Annotated in this window: 27 protein-coding genes; 26 read left to right on the forward strand and 1 reads right to left on the reverse strand. The window is 29.2% G+C overall.

Annotation, left to right across the window (positions count from 1 at the left end; genetic code table 11):
- Positions 1-7: 7 nt before the first annotated feature.
- The 8 genes from ffh (at position 8) to QP548_RS02420 (ending at position 5,463) form a co-directional block, all read left to right on the forward strand.
- Positions 8-1,366: a signal recognition particle protein gene (gene ffh, locus QP548_RS02385; protein WP_061428791.1), complete on the forward strand. Its 1,359-nt coding sequence runs from the start codon at positions 8-10 to the stop codon at positions 1,364-1,366.
- Between the two features lie 33 nt (positions 1,367-1,399).
- Positions 1,400-1,645 carry a 30S ribosomal protein S16 gene (gene rpsP, locus QP548_RS02390; RefSeq protein WP_003458442.1) on the forward strand — a complete coding sequence of 82 codons (246 nt, stop codon included), beginning with the start codon at positions 1,400-1,402 and terminating at the stop codon, positions 1,643-1,645.
- Between the two features lie 43 nt (positions 1,646-1,688).
- The gene (locus tag QP548_RS02395; RefSeq protein ID WP_003458429.1) at positions 1,689-1,916 is read left to right on the forward strand and encodes a KH domain-containing protein; all 228 of its coding nucleotides are present in this window, start codon (positions 1,689-1,691) and stop codon (positions 1,914-1,916) included.
- A gap of 55 nt (positions 1,917-1,971) precedes the next feature.
- Complete coding sequence (rimM, locus tag QP548_RS02400; RefSeq protein ID WP_061428790.1) at positions 1,972-2,469, forward strand: ribosome maturation factor RimM; 498 nt, start codon at positions 1,972-1,974, stop codon at positions 2,467-2,469.
- Positions 2,459-3,169 (forward strand): tRNA (guanosine(37)-N1)-methyltransferase TrmD, encoded by a 711-nt coding sequence (gene trmD / locus QP548_RS02405; RefSeq protein ID WP_061428789.1) that lies wholly within the window; start codon positions 2,459-2,461, stop codon positions 3,167-3,169. The genes rimM and trmD overlap by 11 nt, the downstream gene beginning before the upstream one ends.
- Positions 3,170-3,289: 120 nt before the next feature.
- On the forward strand, positions 3,290-3,637 hold the full coding sequence (gene rplS / locus QP548_RS02410) for a 50S ribosomal protein L19 (protein ID WP_003449446.1): 348 nt from the start codon (positions 3,290-3,292) through the stop codon (positions 3,635-3,637).
- Between the two features lie 146 nt (positions 3,638-3,783).
- Complete coding sequence (gene ylqF / locus QP548_RS02415; RefSeq protein ID WP_003466453.1) at positions 3,784-4,629, forward strand: ribosome biogenesis GTPase YlqF; 846 nt, start codon at positions 3,784-3,786, stop codon at positions 4,627-4,629.
- Between the two features lie 15 nt (positions 4,630-4,644).
- Positions 4,645-5,463 (forward strand): ribonuclease HII, encoded by an 819-nt coding sequence (locus QP548_RS02420; RefSeq protein ID WP_061428788.1) that lies wholly within the window; start codon positions 4,645-4,647, stop codon positions 5,461-5,463.
- Here QP548_RS02420 and QP548_RS02425 read toward each other — a convergent pair whose 3' ends face one another.
- A complete protein-coding gene (locus QP548_RS02425) occupies positions 5,464-5,832 on the reverse strand; it encodes a YraN family protein (protein WP_061428787.1) in 369 nt (122 codons plus the stop codon).
- Between the two features lie 129 nt (positions 5,833-5,961).
- Here QP548_RS02425 and QP548_RS02430 point away from each other — a divergent pair, with 129 nt between their 5' ends.
- The 18 genes from QP548_RS02430 to ispG all read left to right on the forward strand — a co-directional run bounded on the left by QP548_RS02430 (position 5,962) and on the right by ispG (position 23,948).
- On the forward strand, positions 5,962-7,485 hold the full coding sequence (locus QP548_RS02430; protein ID WP_061428786.1) for a YifB family Mg chelatase-like AAA ATPase: 1,524 nt from the start codon (positions 5,962-5,964) through the stop codon (positions 7,483-7,485).
- Positions 7,486-8,568: a DNA-processing protein DprA gene (gene dprA / locus QP548_RS02435; protein ID WP_061428785.1), complete on the forward strand. Its 1,083-nt coding sequence runs from the start codon at positions 7,486-7,488 to the stop codon at positions 8,566-8,568.
- 44 nt (positions 8,569-8,612) lie between these two features.
- Positions 8,613-10,715: a type I DNA topoisomerase gene (topA, locus tag QP548_RS02440; RefSeq protein ID WP_003449413.1), complete on the forward strand. Its 2,103-nt coding sequence runs from the start codon at positions 8,613-8,615 to the stop codon at positions 10,713-10,715.
- Between the two features lie 141 nt (positions 10,716-10,856).
- The gene (gene codY, locus QP548_RS02445) at positions 10,857-11,633 is read left to right on the forward strand and encodes a GTP-sensing pleiotropic transcriptional regulator CodY (protein ID WP_003449426.1); all 777 of its coding nucleotides are present in this window, start codon (positions 10,857-10,859) and stop codon (positions 11,631-11,633) included.
- A 381-nt stretch (positions 11,634-12,014) separates the two neighbouring features.
- On the forward strand, positions 12,015-12,716 hold the full coding sequence (gene rpsB, locus QP548_RS02450; RefSeq protein WP_003470452.1) for a 30S ribosomal protein S2: 702 nt from the start codon (positions 12,015-12,017) through the stop codon (positions 12,714-12,716).
- 79 nt (positions 12,717-12,795) lie between these two features.
- Entirely contained in the window at positions 12,796-13,707 is a 912-nt protein-coding gene (gene tsf / locus QP548_RS02455; RefSeq protein ID WP_003459744.1) for a translation elongation factor Ts, read from the forward strand.
- Between the two features lie 92 nt (positions 13,708-13,799).
- Complete coding sequence (gene pyrH, locus QP548_RS02460) at positions 13,800-14,513, forward strand: UMP kinase (protein ID WP_003459788.1); 714 nt, start codon at positions 13,800-13,802, stop codon at positions 14,511-14,513.
- A gap of 13 nt (positions 14,514-14,526) precedes the next feature.
- Positions 14,527-15,084 carry a ribosome recycling factor gene (gene frr / locus QP548_RS02465; RefSeq protein WP_003459781.1) on the forward strand — a complete coding sequence of 186 codons (558 nt, stop codon included), beginning with the start codon at positions 14,527-14,529 and terminating at the stop codon, positions 15,082-15,084.
- A 64-nt stretch (positions 15,085-15,148) separates the two neighbouring features.
- The gene (locus QP548_RS02470; RefSeq protein WP_061428784.1) at positions 15,149-15,910 is read left to right on the forward strand and encodes an isoprenyl transferase; all 762 of its coding nucleotides are present in this window, start codon (positions 15,149-15,151) and stop codon (positions 15,908-15,910) included.
- 17 nt (positions 15,911-15,927) lie between these two features.
- The gene (locus QP548_RS02475) at positions 15,928-16,722 is read left to right on the forward strand and encodes a phosphatidate cytidylyltransferase (RefSeq protein WP_061428783.1); all 795 of its coding nucleotides are present in this window, start codon (positions 15,928-15,930) and stop codon (positions 16,720-16,722) included.
- A gap of 178 nt (positions 16,723-16,900) precedes the next feature.
- Entirely contained in the window at positions 16,901-17,608 is a 708-nt protein-coding gene (locus tag QP548_RS02480) for a LytR/AlgR family response regulator transcription factor (RefSeq protein WP_061428782.1), read from the forward strand.
- A 12-nt stretch (positions 17,609-17,620) separates the two neighbouring features.
- Positions 17,621-18,931: a GHKL domain-containing protein gene (locus tag QP548_RS02485; protein ID WP_061428781.1), complete on the forward strand. Its 1,311-nt coding sequence runs from the start codon at positions 17,621-17,623 to the stop codon at positions 18,929-18,931.
- 10 nt (positions 18,932-18,941) lie between these two features.
- Positions 18,942-19,664, forward strand: coding sequence for a YhfC family intramembrane metalloprotease (locus QP548_RS02490; RefSeq protein WP_061428780.1), 723 nt, complete (start codon positions 18,942-18,944; stop codon positions 19,662-19,664).
- Positions 19,665-19,686: 22 nt separating this feature from the next.
- Positions 19,687-20,079, forward strand: a complete 393-nt coding sequence (locus QP548_RS02495) for a DUF3887 domain-containing protein (protein ID WP_061428779.1) — start codon at positions 19,687-19,689, stop codon at positions 20,077-20,079.
- A 22-nt stretch (positions 20,080-20,101) separates the two neighbouring features.
- Complete coding sequence (locus QP548_RS02500; RefSeq protein ID WP_081109959.1) at positions 20,102-20,278, forward strand: DUF3784 domain-containing protein; 177 nt, start codon at positions 20,102-20,104, stop codon at positions 20,276-20,278.
- 427 nt (positions 20,279-20,705) lie between these two features.
- Positions 20,706-21,860: a 1-deoxy-D-xylulose-5-phosphate reductoisomerase gene (gene dxr / locus QP548_RS02505; protein WP_061428778.1), complete on the forward strand. Its 1,155-nt coding sequence runs from the start codon at positions 20,706-20,708 to the stop codon at positions 21,858-21,860.
- An 11-nt stretch (positions 21,861-21,871) separates the two neighbouring features.
- Positions 21,872-22,879, forward strand: a complete 1,008-nt coding sequence (gene rseP, locus QP548_RS02510) for an RIP metalloprotease RseP (protein ID WP_003466788.1) — start codon at positions 21,872-21,874, stop codon at positions 22,877-22,879.
- Positions 22,880-22,898: 19 nt separating this feature from the next.
- Positions 22,899-23,948, forward strand: a complete 1,050-nt coding sequence (ispG, locus tag QP548_RS02515) for a flavodoxin-dependent (E)-4-hydroxy-3-methylbut-2-enyl-diphosphate synthase (protein ID WP_061428777.1) — start codon at positions 22,899-22,901, stop codon at positions 23,946-23,948.
- The last annotated feature ends 73 nt before the right edge of the window (positions 23,949-24,021 follow it).

A 24,021-nucleotide genomic window follows, 5' to 3' on the forward strand; every position in this document is an offset into this window, starting at 1 on the left:
GTTAAGCATGGCTTTTGATGGATTAGCGTCTAAATTACAAGACACGCTTAAAAAATTAAAGGGTAAAGGTAAGCTAACAGAAAAAGATATAAAAGAAGCCATGAGAGAAGTAAAGCTTGCGCTTTTAGAGGCAGATGTTAACTTCAAGGTGGTAAAAAAGTTTATATCAAATGTTAAAGATAAATGTGTTGGTGAGGAAGTATTAAATAGTTTAACTCCAGGTCAACAGGTTATTAAAATAGTTAATGACGAATTAACAACTCTTATGGGAGAGACTGAGAGTAAATTAAAATACTCAGACAATGGACCAACAGTGTTCATGTTAGTAGGTCTTCAAGGTGCAGGTAAAACAACTATGGCTGGAAAACTTGCATTGCACTTAAGAAAGAAAAACAAAAAGCCATTACTTGTGGCTTGTGATATATATAGACCTGCAGCCATAAAGCAATTACAGGTTGTAGGAAAACAAATAGATATACCAGTATTCTCAATGGGAGATAAGGTTAAGGCTGTAGATATTGCCAAAGCTGCAATAGAGCATGCAAAAGACAATGGAAATAACATTGTTATAATAGATACCGCTGGTAGACTTCATATAGATGAAGATTTAATGCAAGAGTTAAAAGATGTTAAAGAAGTTTCAAATCCTAGTGAAATATTATTAGTAGTTGATGCTATGACAGGTCAAGATGCTGTTAATGTAGCTGAGACATTTAATAATTCATTAGATCTTTCAGGAATAATATTAACAAAGTTAGATGGTGATACAAGAGGTGGTGCTGCTCTTTCAATAAGAGACATTACTGGTAAACCAATTAAATTTGTTGGTGTTGGTGAAAAGATGAGTGATATTGAAGTATTCCATCCAGATAGAATGGCTTCAAGAATATTAGGAATGGGAGATGTCCTTTCTTTAATAGAAAAAGCTCAGCAAGCTATTGACCAAGATGAAGCAAGTAAGTTAAGTGAAAAAATGTTAAATCAAGAATTTAACTTTGATGACTACTTATCAGCTATGGATCAAATGAAAAAGCTTGGACCTATAAATAAATTAATAGAGATGATTCCAGGTGTTAACACAAAGGAACTTGAAGGCATTGATTTTTCTCAAGGAGAAAAACAAATGGCTACAGTTAAGGCAATCATACAATCAATGACAGCTAAAGAAAGAAAACAACCTTCTTTAGTAATAGGAAATGGTTCAAGAAAGAGAAGAATAGCTAAAGGTTCTGGTACAACAGTACAAGAAGTAAATAAAGTCTTAAAAGGCTATGAAATGATGAAAAAGCAAATGAAGCAAATGAAATCATTCCAAAAAAATGCTAGTAAAAAGGGATTTTTAAGTAAACTTCCTTTTATGAAATAAATTGAACACACTTTTGAAGGAGGTGAAAATGTAATGGCAGTTAAAATAAGATTAAGAAGAATGGGTGCTCACAAAGCTCCTTTCTACAGAGTAGTTGTTGCTGATTCAAGAAGTCCAAGAGACGGAAGATTCATCGAAGAAATAGGATACTACAACCCAATCGCTAAGCCAGAAGCTGAAGTTAAAATAGACGCTGAAAAGGCTGCTAAGTGGTTAGGAAATGGTGCACAACCAACTGATATAGTTAAAAAATTATTCAACCAAGCTGGTATAAAATAGTTTTCCTAGGGGGTGAATCTACTTATTTTTAAGTAGGAATAATATGAAGGAATTAGTTGAAATAATTGCTAAGTCACTAGTAGATAAACCTGAGGATGTTCATGTAAATGAGGTCTTAGGAGAGGAATCAATCATATTAGAACTAAAGGTATCACCTGAAGATATGGGAAAAGTTATTGGAAAGCAAGGTAGAATTGCCAAAGCTATCAGAACAGTAGTGAAAGCTGCTGCAATTAAAGAAAACAAAAAAGTTGTAGTAGAAATCATTTAAAAAGAGTTAGGGGAATACCTAACTCTTATTTTATATACAGAAAAGGGGTGTAATAATGGAAGATTTATTAATAGTTGGTCAAATAATAAACACTCATGGCTTAAGAGGTGAAATGAAAGTTATGCCTTTAACTGAAGATATGAGAAGATTTGACTATTTAGAATATGTTATCTTAAAAGGAAAAAAGGTTAAAGTAGAGGGCGTAAAATACTTTAAGGATAAAGTTATACTTAAATTAGAAGGAATAAATTCAATAGAGGAAGCTGAAAAACTAAAAAGAACTTATTTAGAAATAGAACGTGAAGATGCTATAGAGCTTGAAGAAGATGAATATTTCATAGTTGATTTAGTTGGATGCACTGTTGTTGATACAGAGGGATTTGAGTATGGAAAAATCAAAGATGTAATCCAAACTCCAAGTAATGATGTTTATTGGGTTCAAGGAAAGAAGGAAGTATTAGTTCCAGTATTAAAGGATATAGTTTTAGATATTAATATGGATAAAAAATTAATTACTATAAGACCTTCTGGAGAGTGGCAATATGAAGATTAATATTCTTACATTGTTCCCAGAGATGTTTGATATATTTAAACATAGCATAATAGGAAGAGCTAGGGAAAATGGTTTTCTACATATAGAGACGGTAAATATAAGAGATTATACTTTAAATAAGCATAAGAAGGTAGATGATTATCCTTATGGTGGAGGGGCAGGAATGGTTATGACTCCTCAGCCAGTTGTAGATGCTATAAAGGCTGTTAAAGAAAAAAATAAGGGTAAGGTTATATTTTTAGGACCAAGAGGAAAAACTTTCAATCAAGAAATGGCTAAGGAACTTTCTAAAGAGGAAGAATTAGTTTTTGTTTGTGGACACTATGAAGGTATAGACCAAAGAGTTTATAAATATTTTGATTTAGAAATTTCTCTTGGAGATTTTGTGTTAACAGGTGGAGAAATGGCATGTATTCCAGTTATTGATAGCATATCTAGATTAGTGCCAGGTGTTTTAGGAAGTGAAGAAAGTTTCCAAGATGAAAGTTATTATGATGGGACTTTAGAATACCCACAATATACAAGACCTTTTGAATTTGAGGGAGAGAAAGTTCCAGAGGTTCTTATGTCAGGTCATCACGAAAATATAAGAAAGTGGAGAAGAAAAGAATCACTTCTTATAACTAAAGAAAGAAGACCAGATATGTTTGAAAAAATTAAACTTTCAAAAGAAGACATAAAATTGTTAAAATCAAAATAAATATATTGATTAAAGAATACAAGTATGATAGAATAAACTTCGTGCTAGTACCGGCGGTCCTCTGTCACAGAGTGTGTTAAGAACGTCAAAATTTTAGAAGATATCAAGGAGGAATGCACAATGAACGAAATCATAAGAGCAATCGAAAAAGAACAAATCAGAGAAGATTTAACTCAATTCAACATAGGTGACACTATAAAAGTTCACGTTAGAATTAAAGAAGGTAACAGAGAAAGAATCCAAGTATTCGAAGGAACTGTTATCAAAAAACAAAACGGTGGATTAAGAGAAACTTTCACAGTAAGAAGAGTTGCTTACGGTGTAGGTGTTGAAAGAACTTTCCCAATAAACGCTCCAATCATCGATAAGATTGATGTTGTAAGAAGAGGTAAAGTAAGAAGAGCTAAATTATTCTACTTAAGAGACAGAGTAGGTAAAGCTGCTAAAGTTAAAGAGTTAACTAGATAATTTAAACATAAACTGGGACTAGTGAATAGTCCCATTTTTTGTTTGTATAAAAATATTAGAATTTTACTTTAAACAATATTGATTTAATTTGTTTAAGATAATATATTGAATATAACCTAAAATAAAAAATGGAAGGGTGATTTATTATGGCAATAAACTGGTTCCCTGGCCATATGGTCAAAACGAAAAGAGAAATACAGAACAATTTAAAGCTTGTAGATGCTGTTATAGAAATTAGAGATGCTAGAATACCTAAATCTTCTAAAAATCCAGATATAGACACTCTATGTGCTGGTAAGCCTAGAGTAATACTTTTAAATAAGAGTGATTTAACTGATCCTAAGGTAACTAAAGCTTGGAAAGAGAGCTTAACTAATGATGAAACAATTGTTTTAGAAGTAAACGCTTTAAAAGGTGAAGGATTAAATGCTATAAAACCTGCCCTTTTAAAACTTTTAAAAGAGAAACATGATAGATTAAAAGCTAAAGGTTTAGCTAAAATCACTACTAGAGCTATGGTTGTTGGAATCCCTAATGTTGGTAAATCAACATTTATAAATAAAATGGCTAAAAACAATATAGCTAAAACTGGAGATAGACCTGGTGTTACTAAGAATAAACAATGGATAAAAACTAAGTTAGGTATAGAATTAATGGATACACCAGGAGTTTTATGGCCTAAATTTGAGGATGAGATCGTTGGATTAAATTTAGCATTTACTGGAGCTATAAAAGACGAAATAATGGATACTGAAGAATTAGCTCTTAAACTAGTTGAAAGACTTCAAGAAACAAATCCAGAAGAATTAATGACTAGATATAAACTTACAGAACTTCATGAAAATCCATTAGATAACTTAGATGCTATAGCTAGAAAAAGAGGAGCTATAATGGCAGGTAATCAAATAGATTACAATAGAATTGCAGGAATAATTTTAGATGAATTTAGAGGCGGAAAAATAGGAAAAATATCTTTAGAAAAACCAGAATAGGAAGTAGGGTTTATTATGGATAATTTAATAAAAGATATGAGAGAAAATTTAAATTCATACTCTTTTAAAGTAGTAAGTGATTTAGTGAAAGAGTTAGAGGTAAATAGAGACAACAAAGCTCAAATAAAAGAACTTGCTGATTTATTAAAAGAGGATAAAAGAAAAAATGTATCATCTTTAGGAAGTAGATTAGAGAAAAACCTAAATAATCTTATTAAAGAAGAAGAAAGAGTTAAAAATATGTATCTTTTTGATAAGAGTTTTGGTGATTATAAGTATGTAGCTGGAGTTGATGAGGTTGGAAGAGGACCTTTAGCAGGGCCCATAGTTTCAGCAGCGGTAATATTAGATTCTAGTGATTTAGATGATATAATTCTTTACATAAATGACTCAAAAAAATTATCAGAACATAAAAGAGAAGAGTTAAGTGAGATCATAAAAGAAAAAGCCTTAAGTTACTCCATTTCAATGTGTGATAGCAAGGAAATAGATGAAAAAGGTATCGGATACTGTAATAATCATGTATTCATAAAAGCTTGTGAAGGACTAAGCATAAAGCCAGATTTAGTCCTTTCAGATGGATATTTAATAAAGAACTTTAATGGAGAAAATAAGCATGTTATAAAAGGCGATACAAAAAGTGCTTGTATAGCCTGTGCTTCAATAATTGCAAAAGTTTATAGAGATAATATTATGAAAGAATATCATAAAAAATATCCACAATATGATTTTGAAAAAAATGTTGGTTATGGAACTAAGACTCATGTAGATGCTTTAAAAGAAGTAGGGCCTACAGAAATTCATAGAATGAGTTTTTTAAAGAATATTCTATAGTTATACCCTAAAAGCATCTTTTAAAAAGTTTAATTCATACTTTGAACTATCAATATGAAAGTTAATTTCAATAACATCAAATCTAATATAGTAATTGTAGAGTTTTTTTATATGTAGATAGTATTTTGCTGCATTTATTATTCTACCTTGTTTAGAGCAGGTTACTGATTCTTTTGGCTTACCAAAGGAGTTAGAAAACCTGCTTTTTACTTCTATAAAAGAAATTATTTCATCTTTAATAGCTATAATATCAATTTCTCCAGAGGAACAATTAAAGTTTTTTTCTAAGATTGAATATCCCTCTTTTTCTAAGAATTTTGCGCTTAAATCCTCCCCGTAGAAACCTATAGATTTATTATATTTTTTCATTTAAATCACCTCTACTGAATTTTTAACACTTAAGTACAAGTTTAAACATTTTAAAATTTTAATGATTAAAAAATTTTTTTGTGGTTAGTATGATTTTTGAAAGTATATCTTTTAAAGAAGGTGATTTGTATGTCTATAAGTTTGAAAAGTTCAACTTTAATAGGAATAGAAGGTGTAATTGTTAATATAGAAGTTGATATAAGTAAGGGGTTGCCAAGTTTTACTTTGGTAGGCTTAGCGGATACTTCCGTTAGAGAAGCTAAAGAGAGAGTAAGAGCAGCTATTTTAAATAGTGGTTATGAATTTCCTTTAGGGAGAATAACAGTAAATTTAGCTCCAGGTAATTTAAGAAAGGTAGGAACTGGATTTGATCTTCCTATAGCTTTAGCCATATTAATTGAAAGTGGTCAAATTCAAAGAGAGATTTTAGAGAATACTGTTTATTTAGGAGAATTATCTTTAGATGGCCATATTAGATCTGTTAATGGAGCTTTGTGCTCTGTTATATCTGGAGTTGAAAATAATAATGATAAGTTTATTATACCAATGGATAATTTAAGAGAATGTTCTTGTGTTGATAATATTAATTTATATGGTTTCTCTCATTTAAAAGAGGTAGTTGGATTTTTAACCTATAGAGATGTGCTACCTTATAAAAGAGAAAAGGAAATTTGTGCGTTAAAGGAAGATAATTCTTTTAATGAGATTTGTGGTCAAGAAAGTGCAAAGAGAGCTATGATAATTGCAGCAGCTGGAAATCACAATGTTATATTGCAAGGACCTCCAGGATCAGGTAAAACAATGCTTGCTAAAGGTGTTAAATCTTTATTGCCAGAATTAAATAAAAAAGAAATATTAGAGACAACAAGGATATATAGTGTTTCAGGACTTTTAAATAATACTAAAGGAAAAATTGAAAGACCCTTTAGAAATCCACATCATACTGCAACAAGGGTATCTCTCATAGGGGGAGGAAGAGATTTAAGAGTAGGAGAAGTTACCTTAGCTCACAATGGTATTTTGTTTTTAGATGAACTTTTAGAGTTTGATAGAAGAACCTTAGAATGTTTAAGAGAGCCTATGGAAAATGGAGAGATAACAATATCTAGGAATGTAGGAAGTGTAACATATCCAGCAGAAGTCATGCTTATAGGAGCTTTTAATCCATGTCCATGTGGAAATTACTTAAGTGGTTATGAAGGAAGAGTATGTACTTGTAGTGAATATGAACGGATTAAATACAGAAATAGACTTTCTAAGGCTATGTTAGATAGAATAGATATTTTTACTTCTGTTAGATATGCCTCTTATAATGAACTTAATTCAAGTAATAAAAAAGAAAATTTAGAGGATATAAGAAATAAAATTAAGGAAGCAAGAGAAAGACAAAAATTTAGGTTTAAAGATTTAGAAATAACTTATAACTCTCAGATGAAACATAGTCATATTCAAAGTTTAATAAAATTAGATCAAGAATGTCATGAAGTTTTAAATAATATATACACAAGATTTTCTTTAAGTAGTAGGGCTTTAGATAGAATTATAAAATTATCTAGAACCATAGCAGATATGGATGGCAGTGAAGATATTAAAAAAAGCAATATTTATGAGGCACTTAATTATAGAAAAAATTTAGATGGAGAGGTTATATAAATGAAAGAGGTTGATTTAAATTATAAAATATGGTTTGGAAGTTTAAAGATTTCAAATAATATAAAAATAGAACTTTTAAATCAATTAGGAAATGAAGAAAATATATACATACATAGAAAGGATATAGAGGAAACGGGAATTAAATGCGCTAGTAAATTTAAAAATGATATTAACATTGATTTGAATAGTAGGGTAATTAATGATATAAATAAGAAAGACTATAAAATAGTAACATATTTAGACAAAGACTATCCTAAAAGACTTAAAAATATAGATGAACCTCCCTATATTCTTTTTTATAAGGGAGATTTAGAAAGAGCTGAAGATACTAATGTTGCCATTGTTGGATCAAGAAAATGCGATCCATATGGGAAAAGATGTGCAAGTCTTATAGCTTCAGGGCTAGGAAAAGCAGGTGTTGGAATAGTAAGCGGTGGAGCTTTTGGGGTTGATACTGAAGCACATAAAAAGTGTGTTGAAGAAAATTTTTATAATGTTGCCGTTTTGGGTTGTGGAATAAATTTAGATTATCCTGTCTATAATAGAGAATTGTATAAAAAAATAATTAAAAATGGATGTATAATTAGTGAATTTTTCCCTGATACACCACCTCTTAGATATAATTTTCCTCAAAGGAATAGAATAATAAGTGGATTATCTGAAGCAGTTATAGTAGTTCAAGCTGGAGAAAAAAGTGGATCTTTAATAACGGCAAATTATGCTATAAATCAAGGAAAAGATGTTTTTGCAGTGCCAGGAGATGTGTTTTCTTCTCAAAGCAGGGGTTGTAATAATCTTATAAAAGATGGAGCAGGCATATTTACTAATATAGGTGATTTATTAAATTCAATACCTTTTAAAATAAAAAAAGAAGGAAAATGTAATAAAGATGGCAAAAAAGAGGAAAATTCAGAGATTAACCAGTTGCTTTTAAGCATATTAGAGAATAATATTCTACATATAGACGATATTATAAGAGTAACAAATATTGACACATCTATCATATATGAGTTATTATGTGAATTGCAATTTGAAAATAAAATAGAAGTTATACCAGGAGATTATTATACAAAAATAATATGATAGTTTGAGGGGGTGAACACTCTGGATTTAATTCAGAGTTTACGATGGGTCAAAAATTAGTAATTGTTGAGTCACCAGCTAAAGCCAAGACAATAGAAAAATATTTAGGTAAAAATTATGTAGTCGAAGCTTCCATGGGACATGTAAGAGATTTGCCAAAAAGCCAATTAGGCGTTGATATAGAAAATGAATATAATCCTAAATATATAACAATAAGAGGAAAAGGTGAACTTTTAAGCAAACTTAGAAAGTTAGCTAAAAAAAGTGATAAGATATACCTTGCAACTGACCCTGATAGAGAAGGGGAAGCTATATCTTGGCACTTAGCTAATGTGCTTAAGATAGATGAAAACGAGAATTGTAGAATAGAATTTAATGAAATAACAAAGGATGCAGTTAAAAATTCAATAAAGCATCCAAGAAAAATAAATTGTAATTTAGTAGATGCTCAGCAAGCAAGAAGAGTGTTAGACAGATTGGTTGGATATGAAATAAGTCCACTTCTATGGAGAAATGTAAAATGGGGATTGAGTGCTGGAAGGGTTCAGTCAGCAGCATTAAAACTTATATGTGATAGAGAAGAAGAAATAAAGAAGTTCAATCCAGAAGAGTATTGGACTGTTGATGTTAAACTTAAAAAAGGAAAGAAGTCTTTCCCTGTTAAGTTAACAACTAAAAATAAGAAAAAGATAGAAATAAAAAATAAAGAACAAGCAGATCAAATAATAGATGAACTTAAAGAAAATGAATATATAGTAAGCAAAATAAAAAAAGGAACTAAAAATAAAAATCCTTTAGCTCCATTTACCACAAGTACTCTTCAACAAGAGGCAAGTAAAAAGCTTAACTTTATGACAAAGAAAACAATGTCAGTAGCTCAACAACTTTATGAAGGGGTTGAAGTTAAGAAATTTGGAACTGTAGGTTTAATAACTTATATGAGAACTGATTCTGTTAGAATCTCAAAGGAAGCTCAAGAAAAAGCTCTTAACTTTATAGATGAAACATATGGAAAAGAGTATGTTCCAGAGGAGCCAAGAGTATATAAAGGAAAGAAAAATATACAAGATGCACATGAAGCCATAAGACCTACATATGTTGAAATAACACCAGAGATTGCTAAGGCAAACTTAAGTAATGATCAATATAAGTTATATGCTTTAATATGGAAAAGATTCATAGCAAGTCAAATGGCTACATGTATATTAAATACTAATAGCTTAGAGATTAAAAATGGTGATTATACATTAAGAGCTAGTGGATCCACTATAAAATTTGATGGTTTCATGAAAGTTTATGAATATATATCAGGGGAAGAGGAAGAATCAGTACTTTTACCTGAATTAGAAGAAAATGAAGTTTTAAAAGAAGAATCAATTGAAGGTAAACAACATTTTACTCAACCACCTGCTAGATATTCAGAGGCTGCTTTCGTTAAGCTTTTAGAGGAAAAAGGTATTGGAAGACCAAGTACTTATGTTCCAACAATATCTACATTAATAAGTAGAAAATATGTAGATAGAGAGAAAAAGATTCTTATACCTACAGAATTAGGCTTTATAGTAAATGATATACTTTCAAATTATTTCAAGCAGATAGTTGATACTGACTTTACCGCAGAAATGGAAGTTAAACTTGATAATGTTGAAGCTGGAAAAGAAAGTTGGACTCATATAGTAGATGAATTCTTTACTCCATTAAAGGAAGATATAGAAAAGGCAGAAAAAGAGATATCTAAGGTTATTATAGAAGATAAAGTTAGTGATGTTCCTTGTGATAAATGTGGAAGACTTATGGTTATTAAGCATGGAAGATTTGGAGACTTCTTAGCTTGTCCTGGATATCCAGAGTGTCAAAATACAAAACCTATAGTTGAAGAGGTTGATGCAAACTGTCCATTATGTGGAGGAAAGATTTTAGTTAAGAGAAGTAAAAAGGGAAACAGATTCTATGGATGTAGTAATTATCCAGAGTGTAATTTCGTAAGTTGGTATGAACCAACAAATGAAAAATGCCCAGAATGTGGTTCATATATGGTTAAGAGATACTCTAAGAGTAAAGGTGAATATTTACAGTGTAGCGATAAAGAATGTAAATATGAAAAAATAATTGAAAAAAATAATGATGAAAATAACTCAGAAAAGTAGTTTTTAGTCCTTATCTCCACCAGTATTACTGGTTGAAATGAAGTATTTACTATGTTAATATTTAAATAATAAGTTTATTATAAGAATATTTTAAAAATTCTGAAATTTACATCTTTTGTAAAATGGTGCGAGGAGGATATAATGTCGACACTACTTAGTAAAACTAGAAGATTAAATAAGATTTTACAAAAATCAGGTACTGAAGCTATAGCTTTTGGAGATATATGCCAATTATTAAGTGATGTTATGTCGTGTAATGTATATTTAGTTGGAAGAAAAGGTAGAATATTAGGTTATTCTTTTTCTGAAAAATTTGAATGTGACATAATGAAAGAAAAAGTTGTTGTTGATAGAAAATTCCCAGAAGACTACAATAATAAATTAATAAACATTCAAGATACAATTGCAAACATACCTAATAAAGGAATATGTGTTTTTGAAGGGGTAGGCGAATGTTTAATCTCTAAAAAAATATCAACTATTGTTCCTATAGTTGGTAATGGAGATAGATTAGGAACTTTATTATTAGCTAGATTTGGGGAAGAATTTAATGATGATGACCTAGTTTTAGCAGAATATAGTGCTACAATAGTTGGGATGGAGCTTTTAAGAGCTAGACAAGGTGAGATAGAAGAAGAAGCACGTAAAAAAGCAGTGGTTCAGTTAGCTATTGGAACTTTATCTTACTCAGAATTAGAGGCTGTAGAACATATTTTTAGTGAGTTAAATGGAGATGAAGGATTATTAGTAGCTTCTAAAATAGCTGATAAAGTTGGAATAACTAGATCAGTTATAGTAAATGCTCTTAGAAAATTTGAGAGTGCAGGAGTTATTGAATCAAGAAGTCTTGGAATGAAGGGTACTCATATAAAAATATTAAACGAAAAGTTAATGGATGAACTTAAAAAGATAAAATAAGATTTGAAGAAGGTGTTTTTTGCATCTTCTTCTTTTTTTATATAATAAACTAATATTAATTAAATAAATATAAAAATCTATGATTTATAACTTTTATAAGAGGTTTAATAGAAATAAGTAATTTTTTATAATTAATTAGTATTTTTCAGTATATTTATAGATAATTTAAGATAAAATCAAATTAGGTGAAAGGTTTAAAAGTTATATAATATTATTTTATAAAAACTTTGAAAAATCTTGTTGATACTTTTATAACCCTATGTTATACTATCAAAGGTAACAAATACACACATTATCGAATCTATAAGCTGGTGCTACTTTAAGTAGTGCTTATAGTAAAGAAGATAGTGGAGGAAATAACCAATCTAGGAGGAAAAAATAATGTCAGTAATTTCAATGAAACAATTATTAGAAGCTGGTGTTCATTTCGGACATCAAACAAGAAGATGGAACCCTAAAATGGCTCCTTACATCTTTACAGAAAGAAACGGTATATACATAATCGATTTACAAAAAACTGTAAAGAAAGCTGAAGAAGCTTACAACTTTATAAGAGAAGTATCAGAAGCTGGTAAAGACGTAATATTCGTTGGAACTAAAAAACAAGCTCAAGAAGCTGTTAAAGAAGAAGCTGAAAGATCAAACATGTACTTCGTTAACCACAGATGGTTAGGAGGAATGTTAACTAACTTCACAACTATAAAAACAAGAATAAACAGATTAAACAAATTAGATGAAATGGAACAAGACGGAACATTTGACGTTTTACCTAAGAAAGAAGTAATCAAGTTAAAACTTGAAAGAGAAAAATTACAAAGAAACTTAGGCGGAATCAAAGAATTAGACGCTTCAAACATAGGAGCTATGTTCGTTGTTGACCCAAGAAAAGAAAAGAATGCAATAGCAGAAGCTAAAATATTAGGAATCCCAGTAGTAGCTATAGTTGATACTAACTGTGATCCAGAAGAAGTTGACTACGTAATTCCAGGAAATGACGATGCTATAAGAGCAGTTAAATTAATAGCTGGTAAAATGGCAGACGCTATAATCGAAGGAAGACAAGGCGAGCAATTAGCAGAGTAATATTAAGATAAATACTGAAAAGGTAGATGAAGCTCTCTGCTTCGTTTACCTTTTAATTAAATAGTCAGGAGGAATTTCAATGATAACAGCTAAAGCAGTTAAAGAGTTAAGAGAAAGAACTGGCGCAGGAATGATGGATTGTAAAAAAGCGCTAACTGAAACTAATGGAGATATGGAAAAAGCAGTTGAAGTTTTAAGAGAAAAAGGATTAGCAGCTGCAGCTAAAAAAGCTGGAAGAGTAGCAGCTGAAGGTATCGTTAAAACTTACGTATCAGAAGATATGAAAAAAGGTTCAATAGTTGAAATCAACTGTGAAACTGACTTCGTTGCTTTAAACGAAGAATTCGTTGGATTTGCAGGAAGAGTAGCAGAATTAGTTGCTAACTCAAATGTAAACACTGTAGAAGAATTATTAGCAGAAAAATTAGACGGAGACAAAACTGTTCAAGAAGTTTTAACTGAGTTAATTGCTAAGATCGGTGAAAACATGAGCGTAAGAAGATTCGAAAGATTCTCTGTTGAAAGCGGATTAGTTCAAAGCTACATCCACGGTGGTGGAAGAATAGGTGTTATGGCTGAATTAGCATGTGAAGCTTCATCACCAGTATTAGCTGAAGTTGCTAAAGATGTTTGTATGCAAATAGCTGCTGCTAACCCACTATTCTTATCAGAAGCTGATGTTGATCAAGAATCTTTAGAAAAAGAAAAAGAAATATACAGAGCTCAAGCTCTTAACGAAGGTAAACCAGAGCACATCGTTGATAAGATGGTAATGGGAAGAATCAAAAAATACTGTAAAGAAGTTTGTCTTTTAGATCAAGCTTGGGTAAAAGATGGCGACAAATCAATCGCTAAATTATTAGAAGAAAAATCAAAAGAAGTAGGTTCTCCAATAACTATAACTAAGTTCGTAAGATTCGAAAGAGGAGAAGGAATCGAAAAGAAAGAAGAAAACTTCGCTGAAGAAGTAGCTAAAATGGGCGGAAAATAATAACATAAGAGAACACATTGTGTTCTCTTTTTTTAGAATATAGATATAAAAAATTAACAAAAATAGAGAATTCAGCGTTTTGGAGGTTTAAGATGGGAACTTGTAAATACAAAAGAGTTATGCTTAAGTTATCAGGTGAGGCTTTAGCAGGCGAAAATGGTTTTGGAATAGATTTTAATATAGCAATGAACATAGCAAAGGCTGTAAAAGAGCTTGTTGATATGGGAATAGAAGTAGGCGCAGTTGTAGGTGGCGGAAACATATGGAGAGGTAGAAGTGGAGAAGGCATGGATAGAACTACTGCTGACTATATGGGAATGCTAGCTACTTCAATAAATGCTTTAGCACTTCAAGATTCATTAGAATCTTTAGGGGTAGACACTAGAGTACAAACTGCTATAGAAATGAAGGAAATAGCAGAGCCATATATAAGAAGAAGAGCTATGAGACACTTAGAAAAAGGTAGAGTAGTAATATTCGGAGCAGGAACAGGAAACCCTTATTTTTCAACTGATACAGCAGCAGCATTAAGAGCCGCTGAAATAGAAGCTGATGTAATATTATTAGCTAAAAAGGTTGATGGAGTTTATGATAAAGATCCACATAAATACGATGATGCTAAAAAATATGATGAATTATCATATATAGAAGTACTTGAGCAAGGATTACAAGTAATGGATTCAACTGCAACATCACTTTGTATGGACAACAACATCCCTATATTAGTATTTGCTTTAGATAATCCTGAAAACATTAAGAGAGTTGTTTTAGGAGAAAATATAGGAACAATAGTAAGCAAAAAATAAGGAGGAGTTTTAAATGATTAAGGACGTTATAAAAAAATCAGAAGAAAAAATGAATAAAACTATAAATTCTTTAAATTCAGAATTAGCTACAATGAAAGCTGGAAGAGCTAACCCAACTATGTTAGATAGAATTCAAGTTGAGTATTATGGAAGCATGTGTCCTTTAAATCAAGTAGCTAATGTTTCATCACCAGAACCAAGATTATTAGTTATAACACCTTGGGAAAAACCAATGCTTAAAGAAATAGAAAAAGCTATCTTAAAATCAGATTTAGGAATAAACCCTAACAATGATGGTACTATAATAAGACTTTTAGTTCCAGAATTAACTGAAGAAACTAGAAAAAATTTAGTTAAGAACGTTAAAAAAGTTGGAGAGCAAGCTAAGGTTGCTATAAGATCTATAAGAAAAGATGCAAATGATAAAGTTAAAAACTTCAAAAAAGAAGGAACTATAACTGAAGATGAAATGAAAAAGGGTGAAGATGACATCCAAAAAGTAACAGATAAGTTTGTTAAAGAAATAGATACTATAGTGGCAGCTAAAGAAAAAGAGATTATGTCAATTTAATTTAAAAAACCTGCTCTTTAGCAGGTTTTTTATTTTATAATTGAATTATAAGGAGGAACCTTCTATGTTAGATTTTTTTAGTAAAAAAGGAAATGAAGATTCAGAAGAAATAGTTCTAATTGAAGATAAAATGCCAAAGCATATTGCCATAATAATGGATGGTAATGGAAGATGGGCAAAAAAAAGAGGTCTTCCAAGAACTATGGGACATAGAGCTGGGGTTAAGACTATAAAAACTATTGTAAAAGAATGCGATAAATTAGGAGTGAAATATTTAACTTTATATGCTTTCTCTACTGAAAACTGGAAAAGACCAGAAGATGAAGTTAATGCTCTTATGAAGTTAGTTGTTGAATTTATAAAAAATGAAATTGATGAACTTCATCAAAACGGAGTAAGGGTACAAACTATAGGTGATTTATCAAGATTCCCAGAAGAACCTAAAAAAGCTATACTTTGGGCTATGGAAAAAACTAAAGATAACACTGGAGTAGTTTTAAGCTTAGCATTAAATTATGGTGGAAGAAATGAAATAGTTAGAGGTATAAAATCTGTAATAGAAGATGTTAAAGCGGGCAAAATAAGTATAGATGATATAAACGAAGATATGTTTGATGACTATCTTTATACTAAGGGAATGCCAGATCCAGATCTTATAATAAGGCCAAGTGGAGAACAAAGACTTAGCAACTTCTTATTATGGCAATGTGCATACTCAGAATTTTGGTATTCTCAAATAAACTGGCCAGATTTTAATGGTGAAGATTTAAGAAAAGCTATTTTTGATTATCAAAATAGAGATAGAAGATTTGGTGGAATTAAATAAATAATGAGGTGATTTGGGTGAAATCTAATAGCAGATATCTAGGCGCACTTATAATGGCTCCATTTATTGCTTTTATATTCCTAGGTGGAATTTGGCTTAAGCTATTTACTATTGCTCTTTCTTTTGCAGGATTATATGAATATTATAAAACTGTTAAAGTAGCAAAATTAAAGCCTATTTCCATAGGGGGATATATATTATTAATATTATATTACTTAACTTCAAATAATTTTGAAATGTTATCATTTTTAATAATAATAGCTACATTTATATTACTTTGTGTTCCTATACTTAATATTGAATATACATTTATAGATGTTGCAGTTACTATTTTAGGATTTATATATGTAGGAGTTTTCTTTAGCTTCATACATTTAGTAAACATCAAAGAAGGTGGACAATACCTAGTTTGGTTAATATTCCTATCATCATGGCTTTGTGATACTGCTGCATACTATTCAGGTAGATTCTTTGGTAAACACAAATTATGTCCAAAGGTTAGTCCTAAGAAGACTATAGAAGGTTCTATAGGAGGAATATTAGGAAGTACATTAGCTTGTGGAATATTTGGTATAATAATATCTAATAGTTTATCTTTAATACCTGTATATCATTATTTTATAATAGGTATATTATGTGGAGTATTCTGTCAATTTGGTGATTTAGTTGCTTCATCAATAAAGAGATACGCAGGAATAAAAGATTATAGTAATTTAATACCAGGACATGGTGGAATATTAGATAGATTTGACAGTATATTATTTGCTGGAACAATAGTATTCTTCTATTTAACACTTGTCTTAAAATTTTAATGCTTTAGATTTTCTAAAGCATTTTTTTATGCAAAGATTTATAAATATTAAATAAATCTGTATTTTATGTAAAAAAATATATACCTTATGTACTTCATATTGTAATAGTATTTTTTAGAATATATAATTTAGATATTCTAGAATATAAAAAATAGAATTTGCACTAGTGGAGAGTTTTATGATAAGAATTGGAATATGTGATGATGATAAGTCGGTTATTGAAAAAATTAAAAGTTATGTAGAAAACTTTAAAGAATGTAAGTGTCAAATAACTACTTATTGTAATGGAGAGAAGCTTTTAAATGAAAGAAAAAAGTTTGATGTAATATTTTTAGATATTGATATGCCAAATATAGATGGAATTGAAACAGCTAAGAGAATAAGATTATACGATAAATCAGTAAAGATAATATATATAACAAGTTATAATGAGTATGCAAATTTAGCATTTCAAGTTCATGCATTTGCATATTTAAAAAAACCAGTAGATGAATTAGAAATACATAAGCAGTTAAAAGAGGTGATATGTTATTTAGAAGAAGAGAAGCATGAAAAGAGTATAAGGTTTGTTACTACAGAAGGATTATTAACTTTAGAATTAAAAAATATCTGGTACTTTGAGTATATAGAAAGAAAAGTCTATATTCATTCTAAGGAAAAAGTATATGTTATAAAGGAGAAGATAACAAATATTGCAGATATAATGGGGAAATATGGTTTTATTATGCCTCATAAGAGTTTTGTTGTAAACTTGCTATACGTTAAATCTATAAAAGGGTATGATATTTTCATGATGGATGGAAGTATTATTCCATTATCTCAAAAAAAAGCTACTTACTTTAGAGATAAGTTAAATAGATTTTTAGAGAGTTGTCTCTTATTTTAAGGAGGAAATAAGGTGAGTAATTCAATTGAACTTTTAGCAAGTTTTATAAATATTTTATTAGGTCTATTTTCCACTTTTATAATATTTGATTTTTTAGGTAGATTTAAAAGAAGTATATTTTATCCAAAGTATATTTATATAATAACCTACATTTTATTTACAGCTTCTTTGTTTTTAGTAAATATAACCTTAGATAATGGAATTATAACTTTAGTAGTAACACTTTTAGGGACTGTATTTATAGGGCACTTTTTATATAATAATGAAAAAATATATATAATATATTATGCTATTTATGTAGTATCATTACTAATAATTCAGTGTATTGTCAGCTTATTGTTTAATTTTTCTTGTTATTATTTTGACATATATTTCTATAGTTCATTAATTTATATTAATACTCTTTCCTTAGTTATTCAATTTTCTTATTTAGGAATTTCAAGATTATTTATAATATATTTTAAAAATAAAAAAATTAAGAAAATAACAAAAGTTCAATATTTAAATTTTTTAGTTATGCCTTTGTTTAGCATAATATATATAATAACTTTGATGATGTATCTTCAAATCTATATAGAATTTAGTGATGTACTTTGGATAATCGTTAATATAGTATCAATAATTATTCTTAATATATTTATTACTAGTATATTTGAATCTATATCAAAAAATAATGAGCTTAAGAGTAAATTAATGATATATGAAGAAAAATCAAGAATTCAGTATGACTATTATATTTCATTAGAGAATAATTATAAAAATTCTAGGAAAATAATTCACGATATAAAGAATCATCTTCAAACAGTAGAAAATTTATATAAATCAGGAAATTATGATAAAGGAAAAATGTATACCGAGGATATGTATAAACTTTTAGATAAGTTTTCTCAAAAGCAATATGCAGAACATAAGACTTTGAATCTTATTATAAATGATAAGATGCTTAAAGCTCATAAGTATGATATTGATTTTCAGTGCAAAATTGGTGATATAGATTTAGAGTTCATTAAGGATATAGACTTAACAACGATTTTTGCAAATTTATTAGATAATGCTATTGATGAGACAAGATTAGGAAAAGATAGAAAGAAGATAATGTTAAAAGTTGATTCTTTTAATAATTTTTTAATAATTAATATTATAAATTCATTGAATAGTACACCAAAAAAGGGAAATAAGTTTTTAAAAAGCACTAAGCGAAATCATAGTGGATTTGGGTTAGAAAACGTAAATACGACTATAGAAAATTATGATGGAAACATGAGAATAGATTTTGATAAGAATGAATTTAAAGTAAATATAATTATTCCAATTAATAATTAGGGGGGATTATATGGAATCATCAAGTATAATTTATTATATTTTAATAAATATAATAATCAGCTTTGGAATACCTATAGTAGCATTAATTTATTTTATATTAAAAAAGAAGGCATGTGTGAAATCTTATTTTATAGGTGTAATAGTTTTTTTTATATCTCAAATTACTCTTAGATTACCCATTTTGAATAATGTAATAAGTAATATGGATTGGTATATAGAGATATCTATAGTTTCACCAATAATAATTATGATATTTCTTGGATTAACAGCAGGAATATTTGAAGAGATAGGAAGATATTTAGGATTTAAAATAGCTTTAAAAAATAATAGAAGGTGGATAGATGGAATTGCATTTGGAATAGGTCATGGTGGAATAGAAGCTATTCTTTTATCAGGAGTTACTAATTTGAAAAATTTGTTTATGGCAATTTCAAAGGTAGATGGAAATGTTTTAAGTGTTTTGAATTCAAATGGACCATATATTCTTTTAAGTGGAATTGAACGTCTATTTGCAATTTTTATTCATATAGGATTAACAATGATAATCTTATATGGAATTAATAAAAATAAGAAAAGATATTTGTTCTTAGCAATTATAATTCATGGATTTATAGATTTTATGGTTTTATTATTATCAAGTCTAGGAATAAATATAATTTTAATTGAATTAATTGTAGGAATTTTTGCCTTGGGAGGATTAATAGTTATTATTAAATCTAAAAGATTATTTTAAGGAAAATAATGGAGGTATTAAAATGAAAAAAATAATATCTATATTAATTATAGCTTTATGTGGAATTTTATTTATTGGGTGCGGAGCACAAAAATTAAGTTCAGATTATAATGAAGAAGATTTAAAAGCTTCCTCAGAAAAAATTGTTAATTATTTAGTAGAAGGAAAATATGAAGATATAATAAATATGGGAAGTGATGAGCTGAAAAAGATAGCAACTAAAGAGCAGATAGAAGAGGCATATATGAACTTATCTTCTAAACTAGGCCATTACGAAGGAATAAAAAAAATTGTATTTCAAGAAACTGAAGATGGTGTAGTTGTGGCTGTAATAGCAAAGTATGAAAATGGTAAAGCACAATTTACATTAGGGTTCAATAAAGAGATGAACTTAACTGCAATCTATATGAAGTAATAAAGAATTTGGATGTGGTAATATGATTATATATTTTTTAGCATCAATAACTTTATGGATATTAGCAATAGCAATAGGTTTAGGAAAAGCTAATTTTGGGGTTGCAGGATATAATATTGCAAGCAAAGAAGAAAAAATTGACGAGAAAAAATTAAGTGGATTTATGAGGAAATTCTTATTTGTTTTAGGATTAATTTAATTAGTTTTACCTATTGCTGAGATTTTAAAATTTAATGAGGAGTGGCTTATTTTCTTAGTGAATGTAATATTTATTATTGTTACATTAGGTGGAATTATATATATGAATACTGGGAATAGGTTTGAAAAATAATATTGAAAAGCATGGTTAATCCATGTTTTTTATTTTTTTATGTAGAATATACTTAGAGTAAAATAATCTATGTAGAATATATTAGAAATAAATATAATATATTTATTATGTAGATAAGTATTAAGTTTTTAAATCAAATACTAAATTTAATAGTGAATATATAAATATTTGTTAAAAGAAAACATAATAAATGTATATTATTGTATTTAGAGATATAATGATATAAAATAATATAATAGGCTAAGTAGATAATTTTAGTCTATTATGTTTAAGGAAGAACTTAGGAGGAAAGAATATGAAGAGAATATCTATACTAGGGGTAACTGGTTCTATAGGAACTCAAACTTTAGATGTATTAAGATTTCATAAAGAAGATTTTGAATTAGTTGGTATAACAGCTAATAGAAATATAGAATTAACAATGGATATAATAAAAGAGTTTTCACCTAAATACATTGCAATAAATCATGAGGAGTCTTACAAAAAACTTGTAGATTTAGTAAAAAGCGAAGGTTTAAAATGTGAAGTTATCTATGGTATGGAAGGCTTAGTTAAAGTTGCTACTTTAGATGAAATTGATATAGTTGTTACTTCTGTTGTTGGCATGATTGGATTAAAACCAACTGTGGAAGCTATAAGAAAAGGAAAAGATATCGCTTTAGCAAATAAAGAAACTTTAGTAGTAGCAGGTGAACTTGTTATGAGAGAAGCTAAAGAAAATGGAGTAAAAATACTTCCAGTAGATTCAGAACATAGTGCTATATTCCAATCATTACAAGGAAATGCTCATAACAAAATTGATAAAATACTTTTAACTGCTTCTGGAGGGCCTTTTAGAGGATTTACTATAGAAGATTTAAAATCAGTAACTCCAGAAAGAGCTCTTAAGCATCCAAAATGGAATATGGGTCAAAAAATATCAATAGATTCATCAACTCTAATGAACAAGGGATTAGAAGTTATAGAAGCTCATTGGTTATTTGATTGTCCTTATAAAGATATAGAGGTTGTAGTTCATCCACAATCAATAATACATTCTATGGTTCAATATACTGATGGAGCAGTTATAGCTCAATTAGGTGTACCAGATATGAAATTACCAATTCAATATGCTTTAAATTATCCAAATAGGGAAGGAAATATTAGTGAAAAGTTAGATTTATTTAAGATTAGAGAGTTAACTTTTGAAAAGCCAGATTTAGATACATTTAAATGCTTAAAATTAGCTTATGAAGCAGGAGAAAAAGGAAAGCTTATGCCAACAATTTTAAATGGGGCTAATGAAGTATGTGTTGAACTATTCCTAAATAAAAAGATAACATATCTGCAAATACCAGAGATAATAGAAGAGTGTATGAATACTTTTGATTACAACAAAGAGGTTACTCTTGATAATGTAATAAATTTAGACAAAGAAGTAAGACAGTATATATATGAAAAATATAACTAGGAGGGAAAAGGGTGTATATAATTTTTGCTTTATTAGCATTTAGTGCTTTAATCTTAGTTCATGAGCTTGGACATTTTATTGTGGCTAAATTAAATGGGATTTATGTTGAGGAATTTGCTATTGGTATGGGTCCAAAGCTTTTTGGTGTAAAAGTTGGAGAAACAGAATATAACTTAAGAATCCTTCCTTTTGGTGGATTTGTTAAAATGCTTGGTGAAGAGGATGAAAGTGATGATTCAAGAAGCTTAAATGCAAAAACTCCTATTCAAAGAATACTTGTTATGGGAGCAGGGGCATTTATGAATTATGTATTAGCCCTTATAATATTTATTGGGCTAGCTATGAGTTCTGGCTTTGCAGAAAATAAAGTAGCAAGTGTAGTACCTAATTCACCAGCACAAGAAATAGGAATTGAACAGGGAGATGAATTCCTAAAAATAGATGGAAACAAAATTCATACAACTGATGATTTTAGAATGGGATTAGCTTTAGCTAAGGGAAATCCAGTTGAATTAGAGATAAAAAGAGGCAATGATGTCTTAACAAAAACAGTACAGCCGATTTTAAATGAGAGTGGAATGTATCAAGTTGGAATAAGCTATGCTTTAGTTGAAAAACCTACTTTGCTTCAAGGAATAAAACAAGGATTTAATGAAACAAGAAGTCTTGTATCTCAGTCATTTATTGCATTAAAGACTATTGTTACAGGAGAAGCAAATTTAAAAACTGATGTAGGAGGTCCTGTTACAATAATTAAAATGTCAGGGCAAGCAGCAAAAGCAGGAGCAAATACTCTTTTATGGTTTATGGCATTCTTAAGTGTTCAATTAGCAGTATTTAACCTTTTACCATTCCCAGCTTTAGATGGTGGAAGAATATTTATAGAGCTTATTCAAATGATAATTAGAAAAGAAATACCTGCTAAGTACATTGAAGCTGTAAATACCGTTGGATTCATGCTCCTTATGGGACTTATGGTATTAGTAACTATAAAAGATATAATATTCCCGATACTATAAAAATTTGGAGGAATTAATAGTGAATAGAAAAGAAACTAGAAAGGTTAAGGTTGGAAACATATATGTTGGAGGAGATTTTAGAGTTTCCATTCAATCTATGACCAATACAGATACAAAAGATGTAGAGTCTACAGTTAAACAAATAAAAGAGCTTCAAGAAGCTGGATGTGATATTGTTAGATGTGCAGTTTTAGATATGGATGCAGCTTGTGCTATAAAAGATATAGTGGAAAAAATAAATATACCACTAGTTGCAGACATTCATTTTGATTATAGATTAGCTTTAAAAGCCATAGAAAATGGAGTTTCTGCAATAAGAATAAATCCAGGAAATATTGGATCAAGAGAAAAGGTAGAAGCTGTAGTAAAAGCTTGTAAAGAAAAAAATATTCCTATAAGAATAGGGGTTAACTCAGGGTCATTATCAAAAGAGCTTTTAGCAAAATACGGAAAGCCTACCCCAGATGCCCTAGTTGAAAGTGCATTAGAACATGTTAAAATATTAGAAGAGTTAGATTTTCATGATATAGTAATTTCAATGAAATCATCAAATGTTGAAACTATGATAGAAAGTTATAGAATAGCTTCACAAAAAACAAATTATCCTCTTCACTTAGGGGTTACTGAGGCTGGTACACCTTGGAGAGGAACAATAAAATCTGCTATAGGAATAGGAACTTTACTTGCAGAAGGAATAGGTGATACTATAAGAGTTTCTTTAACTGGAGATCCTGTTGAAGAGATAAAAGTAGGTAAAGAAATTCTTAAAAACTTTGGATATGTAAAAGAAGGAATAGAGTTTATATCATGTCCTACATGTGGAAGAACTCAAATAGACTTAATAAACATAGCTAAAGAAGTAGAAGAAAGATTAAGTTCTTGCAAGAAAAATATAAAGGTTGCAGTAATGGGCTGTGTTGTAAATGGACCAGGAGAAGCAAGAGAGGCAGATATTGGAATAGCTGGAGGTAAAGGCGAAGGTCTTATCTTTAGAAAAGGTGAAATAATTAAAAAAGTAAAAGAAGAAGACTTAGTTGAAGAGCTTATAAAGATAATAGAAACAATATAGTTTAAAGGAGGGATTAATATCCCTTCTTTATGTCGTATAGGGATAAATTAAAATAAAATTCAAAGGAGGCTTA

Origin of the sequence: Clostridium sp. UMB9555A (assembly GCF_030222355.1) — a bacterium.
GTDB classification, from domain to species: Bacteria; Bacillota; Clostridia; order Clostridiales; family Clostridiaceae; genus Sarcina; species Sarcina perfringens.

What these genes read in the sequence shown, in the direction of transcription:
- QP548_RS02430 (WP_061428786.1), top strand. Translation starts at nt 5,962, where the DNA reads ATGTCTATAAGTTTGAAAAGTTCAACTTTAATAGGAATAGAAGGTGTA.
- dprA (WP_061428785.1), top strand. Translation starts at nt 7,486, where the DNA reads ATGAAAGAGGTTGATTTAAATTATAAAATATGGTTTGGAAGTTTAAAG.
- rpsB (WP_003470452.1), top strand. Translation starts at nt 12,015, where the DNA reads ATGTCAGTAATTTCAATGAAACAATTATTAGAAGCTGGTGTTCATTTC.
- pyrH (WP_003459788.1), top strand. Translation starts at nt 13,800, where the DNA reads ATGGGAACTTGTAAATACAAAAGAGTTATGCTTAAGTTATCAGGTGAG.
- codY (WP_003449426.1), top strand. Translation starts at nt 10,857, where the DNA reads ATGTCGACACTACTTAGTAAAACTAGAAGATTAAATAAGATTTTACAA.
- tsf (WP_003459744.1), top strand. Translation starts at nt 12,796, where the DNA reads ATGATAACAGCTAAAGCAGTTAAAGAGTTAAGAGAAAGAACTGGCGCA.
- ffh (WP_061428791.1), top strand. Translation starts at nt 8, where the DNA reads ATGGCTTTTGATGGATTAGCGTCTAAATTACAAGACACGCTTAAAAAA.
- topA (WP_003449413.1), top strand. Translation starts at nt 8,613, where the DNA reads ATGGGTCAAAAATTAGTAATTGTTGAGTCACCAGCTAAAGCCAAGACA.
- dxr (WP_061428778.1), top strand. Translation starts at nt 20,706, where the DNA reads ATGAAGAGAATATCTATACTAGGGGTAACTGGTTCTATAGGAACTCAA.
- rimM (WP_061428790.1), top strand. Translation starts at nt 1,972, where the DNA reads ATGGAAGATTTATTAATAGTTGGTCAAATAATAAACACTCATGGCTTA.
- QP548_RS02420 (WP_061428788.1), top strand. Translation starts at nt 4,645, where the DNA reads ATGGATAATTTAATAAAAGATATGAGAGAAAATTTAAATTCATACTCT.
- QP548_RS02495 (WP_061428779.1), top strand. Translation starts at nt 19,687, where the DNA reads ATGAAAAAAATAATATCTATATTAATTATAGCTTTATGTGGAATTTTA.
- rpsP (WP_003458442.1), top strand. Translation starts at nt 1,400, where the DNA reads ATGGCAGTTAAAATAAGATTAAGAAGAATGGGTGCTCACAAAGCTCCT.
- QP548_RS02480 (WP_061428782.1), top strand. Translation starts at nt 16,901, where the DNA reads ATGATAAGAATTGGAATATGTGATGATGATAAGTCGGTTATTGAAAAA.
- QP548_RS02395 (WP_003458429.1), top strand. Translation starts at nt 1,689, where the DNA reads ATGAAGGAATTAGTTGAAATAATTGCTAAGTCACTAGTAGATAAACCT.
- QP548_RS02500 (WP_081109959.1), top strand. Translation starts at nt 20,102, where the DNA reads ATGATTATATATTTTTTAGCATCAATAACTTTATGGATATTAGCAATA.
- frr (WP_003459781.1), top strand. Translation starts at nt 14,527, where the DNA reads ATGATTAAGGACGTTATAAAAAAATCAGAAGAAAAAATGAATAAAACT.
- QP548_RS02490 (WP_061428780.1), top strand. Translation starts at nt 18,942, where the DNA reads ATGGAATCATCAAGTATAATTTATTATATTTTAATAAATATAATAATC.
- rplS (WP_003449446.1), top strand. Translation starts at nt 3,290, where the DNA reads ATGAACGAAATCATAAGAGCAATCGAAAAAGAACAAATCAGAGAAGAT.
- QP548_RS02425 (WP_061428787.1), bottom strand. Translation starts at nt 5,832, where the DNA reads ATGAAAAAATATAATAAATCTATAGGTTTCTACGGGGAGGATTTAAGC.
- trmD (WP_061428789.1), top strand. Translation starts at nt 2,459, where the DNA reads ATGAAGATTAATATTCTTACATTGTTCCCAGAGATGTTTGATATATTT.
- QP548_RS02470 (WP_061428784.1), top strand. Translation starts at nt 15,149, where the DNA reads ATGTTAGATTTTTTTAGTAAAAAAGGAAATGAAGATTCAGAAGAAATA.
- ylqF (WP_003466453.1), top strand. Translation starts at nt 3,784, where the DNA reads ATGGCAATAAACTGGTTCCCTGGCCATATGGTCAAAACGAAAAGAGAA.